Origin of the sequence: Pseudomonas cerasi, assembly GCF_900074915.1 — a bacterium.
Classification (GTDB): Bacteria; Pseudomonadota; Gammaproteobacteria; order Pseudomonadales; family Pseudomonadaceae; genus Aquipseudomonas; species Aquipseudomonas cerasi.
In genome coordinates this window covers 3,950,396-3,962,561 of record NZ_LT222319.1, presented here as the reverse complement: position 1 = coordinate 3,962,561, position 12,166 = coordinate 3,950,396, and the positions used below count along the sequence as shown (strand labels likewise).

Genomic DNA, 12,166 nt, shown 5'->3' with positions numbered 1-12,166 from the left:
TCCCTTGCCTGCATGGCGGTCGCGCATGTTAGCACCGGGTTTGCGCAGCGCTCAATGTTGACGGCCCGGGGCAGGGTTGCACCGGGCCGTCTACTCAGGCGCTCATCAGTTCCTGGACTCTGGCGGCCAACGCGTCAATCGCAAATGGCTTGGTCAGTACGCGCATTCCTGGCCCGAGCTGTTCGTCACCGATGGCGGCGTTTTCCGCGTAGCCGGTGATGAACAGTGTCTTCAGATGCGGGCGGACCTCGCGTCCGGCATCGGCCATTTGTCGTCCGTTCATGCCGCCCGGCAAGCCCACGTCAGTGATAAGCAGGTCGATATGCACATCCGAGCGCAGCAGCTTGAGGCCGGCCAGGCTGTCGGCGGCTTCGATCAGCGTATAGCCCAGGTCACCGAGGGCATCGGTGAGCAGCATGCGCACCGTGGGTTCGTCGTCCACGATCAGGATGGTTTCCCCGGACTGGGTAAACTCGAATGGCGCCTTGTGCACATCGCCTTCGTCCCTGGCCGCAGTACCTTCGTAGCGGGGCAGGTACAGCGATATCGCGGTTCCCTTGCCAACCTCAGACTGAATGCGCACGCGTCCGCCGGACTGATTGGCAAACCCGTAAATCATCGACAGGCCCAGCCCGGTGCCCTGACCAATGGGCTTGGTGGTGAAGAAGGGGTCGAATGCCTTGGCGATGACATCAGGCGTCATGCCGGTGCCGGTATCGGTCACGCACAGCGAAAGATAGTGGCCCTCAGGCATATCGTGTGCGCGTGCCACATCGCCGTCTATCCAGCGGTTGCTCGCCTCGATGGAGATGCGTCCGCCGTCCGGCATCGCATCGCGGGCGTTGATGCACAGATTCAACAGCGCGTTTTCCAGCTGGCTGGCATCGACCAGTGTCGGCCATAAACCCATGGCACCTATGGTCTCGACCACGATGCTGGGGCCGACCGTGCGCTGGATCAGATCGGTCATGCCTTTCATCAGCCTGTTCACGTCGGTCGGCTGCGGGTCCAGGGTCTGGCGTCGAGAGAAGGCCAGCAGCCGGTGCGTCAGGGCCGCTGCACGTTTGGCCGCGCCCTGGGCCGTCACGATGTACTTGTCAACCTCGCCCCAGCGGCCTTGCTCGATCCGCGAGCCCATCAGTTCCAGGGCGCCGGAAATGCCTGCCAGCAGGTTGTTGAAGTCGTGGGCGAGGCCACCGGTCAGTTGCCCGACCGCTTCCATTTTCTGTGACTGGCGCAGCTTCTCTTCGGCCTGCATGAGCTCGGTGGTGCGCGCTGCCACGCGTTGCTCAAGCGTGTCGTTGAGTGCCCGCAGCGCGGCAGTGGCACGGTCGCGTTCGGCTGCCACGGCGCGTCGTTCGTCAACGTTGATGAGCACACCGGGGAAGCTCAGTGGCGTGCCATCCTCCGCTCGGTCGACCCGGCCGTTGGCTTCGATCCAGTAGTAGACCCCGTCAGTACGACGAACGCGGTACTGGTGGGCGTAAACACGTCCGTTGGTGATGACCGCATTGATCGCATGGATCAGGCATTGCTTGTCTTCCGGGTGAACAGTGGCAATGACTTGCTCCAGACTCAGGCCTTCACGGCCCAGCCCGGGGTCCAGACCGAAGGCCTTGGCGAAGGCTTCGTCGACGGTAAAGCGATCGGTCTGCAAGTCCCAGTGCCAGGTGCCGATGATTGCACCGGCGGCCAGGGCGAGCTGAACGCGGTCGATGTTTTCGCGTGCGACGGCCTCACTGGTGCGCAAGCGCTCCTCGGCGTCGCGTCGCGCCGTCACATCGCTGAAGATCACCGCAATCTGCCGGTCAGCCGGCTCACCGACACGCACCGCCTTGACTTCGAACCAGCGCTCGAAAGCCTTGGCATAGTTCTCGAAGCTGGCAGGCTCGCCGGTTTTGGCGACGTGCCCATAGGCTTCGAACCAGAACCGCTCCAGGTCCGGCGCGAACTCGGTCACCCACTTGCCGCGCAGATCGACGCCGGCCTGACGTTCAAACGCGGGGTTGGCTTCGATGAAGCGGTAGTCCACGGGGCTGTCATCGGCATCGAACTTGACCTGAATGATGGCGAATGCAGCTTCGATGGTCTCCAGCATGGCCCTGGAGCGCTCTTCGCTCTGGCGCAGCGCCGTCTCGGCCTTGCGCATCTGTGACATGTCGAGCATTGCACCGATCATGCGCACCGCCTGGCCGTCGGTATTGCGTATTACATGGCCGCGGTCCAGTACATCGGCATAGGACCCGTCCAGCCGACGAAAGCGGTATTCATCCGTCCAGGCAGTGCCATTGCCGTCGATCACGGCGTGAATGGAGTTGTACACGCGGCTACGGTCGTCGGGATGGATCTGGCTGATCCACCAGTCACCAGAGTTGTCCAGGGTTGCCAGCGGGTGGCCGTAAGCCTCCTCAAGCGCGTCGTTCCAGAGCACCAGATTGGCTGCAAAGTCCCAGTCCCAGATCGCGTCGTTGGTCGCCTTGGCGGCCAGCCGATAACGTTCCTGGGCTTCCTCGGTCGCGCGGCCCGCCAAGTACTCGCGGGTGCGATCGCGCAGGATCTTCACGAAACCGAGGTGCGTATTCCTTTCGTCGTAGAGCGGCATCATCTCGCCCGATGCCCAGAACAGCTCACCGTCCTTGCGCAGGTGCCAGCGCTCGTCCGACGCCCGGCCTACGCTCAGCGCCAGCTGCATTTCATGCTCTATCCGGTCGTTGGCCAGGTCTTCGGGCGTAAAGAAACGCTCGGCGCTCTGACCGACCATCTCATCCTGGGTCCAGCCCAGAACCTGTTCTGCGCCCGGGTTCCAGTCGGTAATGATGCCGTTGCCATCGGTCAGGATCATGGCGAAATCCATCGCGCTTTCAAAGACTGCGCGCTGGCGTGCCTCCTGGCCAACGGCTACGTGTCGAGGGGTATTCGTTGCGGCGTCGATGCCGGCTTCTTCAAGCATTCTGCGCAGGTCCACGATCTGCGCTTCAAGCTCTTCTCTTGTCAGGTCTTTCAGAGCGCCTCCCGCTCACACGTTATGTTCGGCATGGGCGGGCACTTGCCGGTGGCCTGCTTTGCACGTTGAATCCGGTCGTTATTGATATCTGCATTTGCCTGTGTGCGTCCCGGGCGCGAGTATCAGCGAATAGACCACTTTCTCTCGGCAGGCTGCACCTGATGTGCCTCTTTCTATGGCGACCACCATACAGTCATTGTCGCGCTTGAATTCACGTCCTGTCGTGACCGCAGCGCAGTGGCCGTGTCAGTGGACATCTGTCGACGAATCGGGTTTCGACGGATCAGGAATTTAAAGCAGCCATCGTGTCCTGAGCCGATTCAGGCGAGATGGTCAAGGCGCGGCGATTTGTCCGGGTACTCATCGGCCTGTGGAGGGCTTTCTTTATAGGGCGTCAGGTCAGGGGAACAACTTTATTTGCAGGCTGCGCACATTGCTCATGACCTGATGCGAATTGTGCTTGCGGGTCAGCCTTTTTTTCAGGGGTTCTGCGGAGCGCATGCTAGGATTTACCCTTTCGTTATGCGAAACGTGCCCTTCGTATGTCCATCGATGCAAACAGTTCCGGTACACCCTCTGCAGCCAAGCAGCCCGCAGCCAAGCGTCGCCTGCCCAAGGGCGAGGTACGCAAGGCCGAAATCATCAAGGCGGCCATGACCCTCTTCGCTCGGGATGGGTATGCCGGCGCCTCGCTGACCAACATTGCCAAGGTGGCAGGTCTCTCCCAGGTCGGCCTGCTGCACCACTTCCCGACCAAACTGGTGCTGCTGCAAGCCGTTCTCGAACATCGCGACCAGTACATTGCCGCCAGGCTGCAGGATGCCGATCAGGTCGCTTCTCTGGATGGGTTCCTGTCGTTTCTGAAGCAGGTCCTGAGTTTCAGTATCGAAGACGCCGCGGTCAGCCAGGCGCTGATGATCATCAACACTGAAAGTCTCTCGGTGACGCATCCTGCACACCGCTGGTTCAGCGAGCGTTTCGCGATCGTGCACGGCCATCTTCAGGCGCACCTGAAGTTGCTGGTCGAGGCAGGCGAAATTCGAGCGGATGTTGACGCAAGGCAGATCAGCCTGGAGATAGCCGCCATGATGGATGGCATGCAGATTCAATGGCTTCGATCGCCAGGGGATGTGCAGATAGAGGCGGGGTTTGCCAGGTTTCTCGAACGACTGGCGCGGGATCTGGCTGCACGCTGAGTTGCGGGCATTTGCCAGGCAGGCATCGGTGGTCCTGTCGACCACCGATGCCTTTGGCATGTGAATGTTGCCTGGGATGAATGTGGCTTAGTAAGCCTGTTCTGCCTTGAGCTGTACGGCCTTGCGCAGGGGGATCGGCAGCGCGTTGGAGTCGCGAGTGGTCAATTGCTCCGGGTACAGCGCTACAACCGTGCGGTCGAGCGTCAGGTTTTCCGAGTCCTTGCCCACCAGCACCTTGAACTTGCCAGGGTCAACGTTCCAGCTCACCGAGTTGGCTGAGTAGTAAGCGAACGAGCGCGAGTCCAGGGCAATGGTCACGGTCTTGCTTTCGCCAGGCTTCAGGTAAACCTTGGAAAAGCCCTTCAGCTCTTTTTCTGGACGATCAACCAGCGGCTTGGAAGGCTGCACGTACAACTGAGCCACTTCAAAACCGGCCTTGTCACCCGTGTTGGTAACCTTGAACGACGCTTGAATGGTCGCACCCGCTGCCAGCACGTTGCTCGACAGCTTCAGATCGCTGTACGCGTAAGTGGTATACGAAAGCCCGAAGCCGAATGGGTAGAGCGGTTTGGTGTGCTTCTTGTCGTAACCGCGATAGCCCAGGTACAGGCCTTCGCTGTAGCTCATCTCGACAGGCGGGTTAGGGCTGCTGAAATAGTACGGCACCGGGTTCGAGTACGACGCATAGCTCGGATTGTCCTGCGCCTTCTTGTCCAGCGTGATCGGCAGCTTGCCCGATGGATTGACCTTGCCGAACAGGATTTCAGCCAGTGCCTGGCCGCCCTGTTGCCCTGGATACCAGGCATGCAGAGACGCCGCTACCTTGTCAGCCCACGGTTGCATGTCCATGCCACCGCCACCGTGCAGCACCACGATGGTTTTCGCGTTTGCTTTCTGAATGAAACCGATCAGCTCGGACTGAAATTGCGGCAGTTCGAACGGACGATCAAGCGACTCACCCTCGTACTCGAAGTTATTGCCGGCGGCTACCACGACAGCGTCGTAATCCCCCAGGTTCTTCGGTGGACGCAACGCTGCCCAGCTCATCTGCACGCCGTTCATGCCGCCCAGTACCGGGGTGAAGTTGCCCTTGAGCCGGCGGTATTCGAGGCGCACGTTGTATTCGCTGCCAGCCTTGAGGTTCACGGTTTTAACCGTCCGCGGAACCACTGGAATCAGGTCGAACGAGACTTGTGAGCCCTCGTCCTCGAGCACCAGTTCATCATTGATCCAGAGTTTATAGGCACCGTCCGCGCGGACCTTGAACACCTGGGGACCGGTGATCGTCGGTTTGATCTTGCCAGTGAAACGGGCCGAGAACGAGCCGGCTGAAGGGCTGTAGCCATTGACCGCGCTGCTGCCGTAATCAGTGACGTTGGTATTGGTAATCCAGTCCAGATTGACGCCCGGTTCGATGCGGGTTGCCACCGGGTCGCCGGACAGCGAGGTGTTGGCGTAATACTCGGCTTTTACGCCGGTATTGCTGATCGCCTGTTGGTCACTGCCTGGCTGATACCAGACCGACGATTTGGGGTTGAGGCTCATCTGTGGCAGGTAATCCACATTGGACGGGTCAGACGCCAGTTGCTTGAGTCCGCTCACTTCGGTGACATAGCTGGCCGGCGCCGAATAGGCAGTACCGAAAGGCGCGGTCGGCGGCTGCATGGCCATGTCGCCAATCACGGCAATCCTTGCGTTTCTCGGCAATGGCAGGAGAGGTTTCTGACCGTCCACGGGCTCGTTGCGCAGCAGGACGATCGATTCTCGGGCCACGTTCAAGGCCGCCAGTTGCCCGTATTCACGATGCTCCAGTGGTTGCGCCTTGTTGATCCCCTTGTCAAAGCCGTAGCTGACCAGCGCTCTCAGGTTCCTGCGCACCTTGTCGTCGATCACGCTCTGGTGCAACTGACCATTCCAGACATAAGGCAGCAGTTTGGCTTCAGTAAACTGAAGGCCGCTGGGCATGTCGATATCGGTGCCTGCCCAGGCACCCTTGAAGGCGTCCTGAACCGAGTTGAAATCGCTCATGACGTTACCTTGAAAGCCCCACTGGCCTTTCAGGATATCGGTGATGAGGTGATGGTTTTCACACGCGTATTCGCCGTTGATCTTGTTGTAGCCACACATGACCGAGGCAATATTGGCGTTCTTGACCAGCGACTCGAAGCCCGGCAGGTACAGCTCCTGCATCGCTCGTTCGTCAATCTTCACATCCAGATAATGACGGTTCGCTTCCTGCTCGTTCATCAGGTAATGCTTGGCGGCCGCCTGGATGCCTTGAACCTGGATACCGTTGGTGACTGCCGGTGCCAGTACTGCGCCGAGAAACGGATCTTCCCCGCTCATGTACTCAGCCGCCCGGCCGTTGAACGGCGTGCGGTACAGGTTGATGGCTGGCGAGAGCATTTGCTGTCCACCTGCTATGCGGGTTTCGTAGCCGATGGCCAGACCGAATTCCTTGGCGCGATTGATGCTCCAGGTGGCCGCAAGTGCTGACGGGGAAGGGTACTGCGCGCCGAACGTCTTGCCGCCGACCAGTACACCCATGGCCGAGTCATAGGCGACCGTGCCCTGCAGGTTGAACTTGTCCAGCTTGGGAATCATGCGGCCGTCGTCAACGCGCGAAAAATTGATTTTTTCCGATTGCGTCATGTTGTCCAGCATCGCGCCTACGCGCGCTTCCACTTCATTGCCGGTCATCGGCGTGACAGCGAATACGCTCCCTGCCTGGGCGATACCGAGCGCCAACAGGCTCAGGCCCAGGCCTTGTTTGATCATGGACACGGAGTTATTCCTTACGTCATTCATAGGTTGATCGGTTGCAGTCAGTGGGTCACTCAGTGGTCTTCATTGCCGGCAGGGGCGTCAGCAGTGTCGATCGGCGCATCCACCACCGTTTGCGCGCCATTGGGCGTTTTCTGTACGGCAGCGTCGGCACCGGTGATCTGCTCACGCTGAGCATCGACCTCTGCGCGGCGCTCGCTCGACGTGGATGGCAGCGGGTTCTGCCTGTCAGCGGCAGACACCGGCAGGGCGGCAAGGGACATCAGTAAAGTGGCAACAACAGGCAGCAGGGGGCTGGCCATCGGGAGAATCTCCAAACAGAAATATGAAACAGGCAGACAGGCAAGTCGGCAGCTCAGGGCCGCTGACAGTTCATTCAAGGCGTGCGTGACAAACAGAAAATTGCTGAAAGGTAAAATACACGAATTAAATTTTATATAGTCGATAAGTGCTAAATTCTAGTATCGTATGTTTGGTTTTTGCGTTGTTTTAATTCCATATTAATAGCTTTACGACAATATAATCGGGTATTTTTTTATTTTTTAGGGATTAATCATCTTTTTAAAAAGCAGAGTGATCGCTCTGTTTTTTGGTTTTCTCTGGCTTTTCATGCGGTGGCGTGCTGATAAGCGCAAGTAGTGCTGACGCCTGAATATTGGCAGTGAGTGCCAGTATCATCACGTCGCTGTCAGGCCCGTTGAATAAAGTCCGGACGCTGTCGAAGAGCGTCTATATCTGCCTGGACTGGAGTGAACGCACCCTGCACATTGGTGGCGCTCTGGGGGCGGCGCTGCTGGAACTGATGCTCCAGCGTGACTGGGTAAGCCGCCATCTGGATTCCAGAGCGTTGAAGCTGACGCCCAAAGGGGCGGGCGGGATGGCGAAGGCGTTTGGGGTGTAAGGCGTAACCACGCCGCTACCGAGCATGCCCGGTAGCAGCGTGGCTCAGGTTCAGAAGCTGTACTTGGCCGTCAACGCATAGCTGCGCGGGTTGCCGTACACGTCGGTGGAGCCCCATACCGAGCTTGCGCCAATTGCCGTGTAGTAGGTGCGGTCGAAGATGTTGTTGGCGTTCAGTTGCAGGTCGAGGTTCTTGCTCACCTGATACCCCGCCATCAGGTCGGCGACGGCGTAGCTGCCCTGTTCCAGACGATAGCTGCCATCGGTGAGTGCGATGTCGTTATACATGCGGCTCTGCCAGTAGACGTTGCCGCCGACACGCATTTTCTCCAGTGCGCCCTGCAGGCGATAGACCGTCGACACCTTGAACAGATGCTCGGGCGTGTCGGTGTCGAAACGCTGGTTCTTTTTCGTCGGATCGGCGTCCTTGAGGTAGTGGGTGCGGGCGTAGGTGTAGCCTGCGCCGACTTGCCAGTTCTCGGTCAGCGCGCCTTGCACTTCCATCTCGACGCCCTGACTGCGTACCAGACCGGCAGCGTCGTAACAGGTCAGGACCGCGCAGCCCGCCTGGGTCGGTGACTGGGTCTTGAGGTTTTTCTGGTCGATCTGGAACACCGCCAGGGAGGTATTGAGGGCGCCGTTGAAGTATTCACCCTTGATACCGACTTCATAGTTTTCGCCGACCACCGGCTTGAGCACCTTGCCGGACAGGTCCTGTGCGCTCTGCGGCTGAAAAACATCGGTGTAGCTGGTGTACAGCGAGTGGTGTTCATCCAGCTTATAGATCAGCCCTGCGTAGCGCGTCAGATTACGGGTGACTTTGTAGTCTTCATCGCCGGCGCGGTCATCGTAGTCGTACCAGTCCAGACGGCCGCCGAGGATCAGGGTCAGCGGATCGGCCAGGCTCAGGCGTGTGGTGAGATAGACTGCGTCCTGAGTGGCGATGCTGTGCGTCTTGCCATCGCGGACGAAGTCCGGCTTTGGCGCGCCGATGGGCAGACCAGTGTCGTAAGGGCTGTACTCCTTGCTGGTCTGGTCGTATACGCGCCGGCTGGTGCCGACCACCACTTCATGAGTGCGGCCGAAGGCTTCGACCGGTCCACTGGCGTAGACATCGAAGGCGGTCTGCTTCTCTTCCGGCCTCGACTGGTAGGCCGTGGTTTCCAGCGGGCCGTTGTAGCGAGACAGATAGGTGCCCGAAAACAGGCCCTCCTGCGACGAGCTCGAGCCTGCTACGCGCAGTTTCCAGTCATTGTCGAAACGGTGCTCCAGCTCACCGAACACGGTGTCTATCTGGATTTTCTTGTTTTCCCAATCCGAGCCGGAATAGGTGGAGCGCGGCAGGTTCAGGTGGTGACCATCGACGCCGAGGGGCAGGCCGCCCCAGAAGTAGTTGGTCTGATCTTCCTGACGAGACAGGCCCAGGGTGGCAGTCGTCGCGTCACTCAGATCGGCTTCGACCACCCCGTAGAACACGCCGTGATCGCTCTTTTCCTTATCGCGGAAGCTGTTGGCATCCTGGTAGGAACCGACTATCCGGCCGCGAACCGTGCGGCTGTCGTTCAGTGGGCCGGACGCGTCAAACACGCCACGGTAATCGTCCCAGCTCCCGACCGTGCCGGTGAGGGTGACCTGTGGCACGGCGGTAGGGCGCTTGCGCACCATATTGATCGCTGCCGAAGGATTGCCAGACCCTGTCGCCAGGCCAGTCGCACCCCTGATCACCTCGACATGATCGAACATGGCCAGATTGGGTTGAACGCCTGCCGTGTAGCCCGAGTACGAGGCGGGCAGGCCGTCGTACATGATGTTGTCGATGTCGAAGCCGCGCGACGTGTAGGTTTGCCGACCGGGGCCGCTGGACTGATCAAGGAACAGACCGGGCGTGTACCTGACCACATCATTGATGCTGGTCATGGCCTGATCGTCCATGCGCTGACGGGTGACGACCGTCACGGCCTGCGGCGTTTCACGAATGGTCAGCGGCAACTTGGTCGCGGTCTGCATCGGGCCGGTGGTGTAGGACTGACTGCCTTCGGTGGTGGAGCCAAGTTGATCACTGCTGATCTGCGTGGCGCCCAGTTCCATGGTCGTGGCGGGCTGTTCCTCAGCGGCAAAGGCTGCCTGCGTGGTGGCAGCCCAGATGCCCATGGCCAGCAGACCCGGTGTGAAACGATTACTGCGTTGTGATTGTTGCCCCGACATGAACCCGACACTCCCTCGATGCCCTCCATGGCAGAATGATAATGGTGTTGATAATGGTTCGTATTAGTGTGACAGGTTGTCTCGCACAGAAAAAGACACTGCGAACAAATAGTTAACAAAATTTTCACATTCTACATTGAGGTCGGGCGTGTGTCGTCTTAAGGGGCTGATGGGTCTTCCATCGAGAAACGCTATGAAAATCTTGTACATGAAATTACATTGGTACAAGTTTTTATGACTGCGGAGCCTTTTCCATTGACCCAAGCCCCTCGTCTCCACCTGATCCTCGGCGATCAGCTTTCCTTCGATCTCGCATCCTTGGCGGGGCTGATCCCCGAGCGCGACACGGTCCTGATGGTCGAGGTCATGGAAGAGGCGAGTCATGTGCCGCATCATCCGCAGAAGATTGTGCTGATCTTCAGCGCCATGCGTCATTTTGCCGAGGCGCTGCGTGAGCGTGGTGTTCGGGTGCAGTACGTCATGCTCGATGATCCGCAGAACACAGGCTCGGTGCCGGGGGAGTTACAGCGCTGGCAGGCCCTGTTGCGAGCAGAAGAGCTGCACATCACCGAGTGCGGCGACTGGCGTCTGGAGCAGTCGATCAAGGACTGCGGGTTGCCCATCCAGTGGCACGCCGATACGCGCTTTCTCTGTTCCCGTGACGAGTTCTCGTCGTGGGCGCACGGCAAGAAGCAGTTGCGCATGGAGTTCTTCTATAGGGAGATGCGCCGCAAAAGCAGGCTGCTGTTGAACGGCGACGGTACGCCGGTCGGTGGTGCCTGGAACTTTGATGCCGAGAACCGCAAGGCGCTGCCCAAGGGCGTGGCAGCGCCATATCCGCTGCGCTTTTCCGCCGACACCATCACCTGCCAGGTACTGGAGCTGGTAGGTGAGCGCTTTGCCAGCCATTACGGCTCGCTGGATGATTTCGACTATCCGGTTACGCACGTCGATGCTCAAGCGCTATGGGAGTACTTTCTGGATTACGGCCTGGCCGGTTTCGGCGATTATCAGGACGCCATGGCCACTGGTGAGCCTTTTCTGTTTCATGCCCGGATCAGCGCGGCGCTGAACATCGGGCTGCTGGATTTACGCCAGGTGTGCAGTGACGTTGAATCCGCGTACTGGTCGGGCAGGGTGGGGCTGAATGCCGCCGAAGGTTTCATTCGCCAACTGATCGGCTGGCGTGAGTATGTGCGTGGCGTCTATTGGTTGAAAATGCCCGATTACGCGGGCGGTAATCTGTTCGGTAACAGCCGGCCGCTGCCCGAGTTTTACTGGACCGGCGAAACGAAGATGAACTGCATGACTCAGGCCATTGGCCAGAGCCTGAAGCATGCCTACGCCCACCATATTCAGCGTCTTATGGTGACCGGCAACTTTGCCCTGCTTGCCGGCATCGTGCCGGAGCAGATCTGCGAGTGGTACCTGGCGATCTACATGGATGCCTTCGACTGGGTCGAGCTGCCCAATACGCTGGGCATGGTCATGCATGCGGATGGCGGCTATCTGGGCTCCAAACCTTATTGCGCCAGCGGTCAGTACATAAAACGCATGTCTGACTATTGCCGCGGCTGTGCGTACAAGGTCACTGAAAGCACCACTGAGGATGCCTGCCCGTTCAATGCGCTCTACTGGCATTTCCTGATGCGTCATGGCGACCTGTTACGTCGCAATCAGCGCATGGCGATTATCTATAAAAACCTTGATCGCATGGCTGAGCCCAAGCAAAAGGCGCTCTGGGAGCGCGGCGAGCACTTGCTGGCCAGACTGGATGCCGGAGAGGCGCTTTGAAAAAGAGTGAGTTGCCGGTCAAAACCTGTGCGGTCTGCGGGCTGCCGTTTACCTGGCGCAAGAAGTGGGCGCGTTGCTGGGATGAGGTGCTTTATTGCTCTGAGCGTTGCCGGCGAAACAAGCGCACTGCAAGCCAATAGCGTTTTCAAAATATTTCGAAATGAAAAGCGCTGAACTATCGCTTGGTCAGCACGATCATTCCTTATGCGCATTCAGCGCGACCCCGACCTGCCAGCGCATCCGCGCTGAGTTTTGATCCAGGGTCGCCGAACGAAAAGGAGCC

At 59.1% G+C, this 12,166-nt stretch carries 7 protein-coding genes and 1 pseudogene; 4 read left to right on the top strand and 4 right to left on the bottom strand.

The features are described from left to right. Nucleotides 1–94: 94 nt before the first annotated feature. Nucleotides 95–2,965 carry a PAS domain-containing hybrid sensor histidine kinase/response regulator gene (locus PCPL58_RS20045; RefSeq protein WP_065350267.1) on the bottom strand — a complete coding sequence of 957 codons (2,871 nt, stop codon included), beginning with the start codon at nucleotides 2,963–2,965 and terminating at the stop codon, nucleotides 95–97. Between the two features lie 581 nt (nucleotides 2,966–3,546). Between PCPL58_RS20045 and PCPL58_RS20040 the strand changes: the two genes are divergently transcribed. Further along, on the top strand, nucleotides 3,547–4,200 hold the full coding sequence (locus PCPL58_RS20040; protein WP_058415900.1) for a TetR/AcrR family transcriptional regulator: 654 nt from the start codon (nucleotides 3,547–3,549) through the stop codon (nucleotides 4,198–4,200). Nucleotides 4,201–4,287: 87 nt separating this feature from the next. Here the strand turns inward: PCPL58_RS20040 and PCPL58_RS20035 are convergent, their stop codons facing one another. Together PCPL58_RS20035 and PCPL58_RS20030 are read right to left on the bottom strand one after the other, a co-directional pair. Continuing rightward, the gene (locus PCPL58_RS20035; protein ID WP_065350266.1) at nucleotides 4,288–6,978 is read right to left on the bottom strand and encodes a beta-glucosidase; all 2,691 of its coding nucleotides are present in this window, start codon (nucleotides 6,976–6,978) and stop codon (nucleotides 4,288–4,290) included. Between the two features lie 59 nt (nucleotides 6,979–7,037). After that, entirely contained in the window at nucleotides 7,038–7,286 is a 249-nt protein-coding gene (locus PCPL58_RS20030; RefSeq protein WP_002552767.1) for a hypothetical protein, read from the bottom strand. Between the two features lie 428 nt (nucleotides 7,287–7,714). On the opposite strand from PCPL58_RS20030, the pseudogene PCPL58_RS20025 reads away from it, so the two are divergent. After that, nucleotides 7,715–7,885, top strand: a pseudogene (locus tag PCPL58_RS20025) (ArsR family transcriptional regulator); the annotation flags it as partial. Nucleotides 7,886–7,935: 50 nt separating this feature from the next. Here the strand turns inward: PCPL58_RS20025 and PCPL58_RS20020 are convergent. Next, complete coding sequence (locus PCPL58_RS20020) at nucleotides 7,936–10,089, bottom strand: TonB-dependent siderophore receptor (protein ID WP_065350264.1); 2,154 nt, start codon at nucleotides 10,087–10,089, stop codon at nucleotides 7,936–7,938. A 234-nt stretch (nucleotides 10,090–10,323) separates the two neighbouring features. On the opposite strand from PCPL58_RS20020, the gene PCPL58_RS20015 reads away from it, so the two are divergent. Both PCPL58_RS20015 and PCPL58_RS29825 read left to right on the top strand, forming a co-directional pair. Then, nucleotides 10,324–11,883, top strand: a complete 1,560-nt coding sequence (locus PCPL58_RS20015; RefSeq protein WP_083188441.1) for a cryptochrome/photolyase family protein — start codon at nucleotides 10,324–10,326, stop codon at nucleotides 11,881–11,883. Beyond that, nucleotides 11,880–12,023 (top strand): DUF2256 domain-containing protein, encoded by a 144-nt coding sequence (locus tag PCPL58_RS29825; protein ID WP_003368606.1) that lies wholly within the window; start codon nucleotides 11,880–11,882, stop codon nucleotides 12,021–12,023. The genes PCPL58_RS20015 and PCPL58_RS29825 overlap by 4 nt, the downstream gene beginning before the upstream one ends. Nucleotides 12,024–12,166 lie beyond the last annotated feature (143 nt).

Coding starts and splice junctions, on each gene's coding strand:
- PCPL58_RS20040 (WP_058415900.1), top strand. CDS start 3,547: ATGTCCATCGATGCAAACAGTTCCGGTACACCCTCTGCAGCCAAGCAG.
- PCPL58_RS20035 (WP_065350266.1), bottom strand. CDS start 6,978: ATGATCAAACAAGGCCTGGGCCTGAGCCTGTTGGCGCTCGGTATCGCC.
- PCPL58_RS20030 (WP_002552767.1), bottom strand. CDS start 7,286: ATGGCCAGCCCCCTGCTGCCTGTTGTTGCCACTTTACTGATGTCCCTT.
- PCPL58_RS20020 (WP_065350264.1), bottom strand. CDS start 10,089: ATGTCGGGGCAACAATCACAACGCAGTAATCGTTTCACACCGGGTCTG.
- PCPL58_RS20015 (WP_083188441.1), top strand. CDS start 10,324: ATGACTGCGGAGCCTTTTCCATTGACCCAAGCCCCTCGTCTCCACCTG.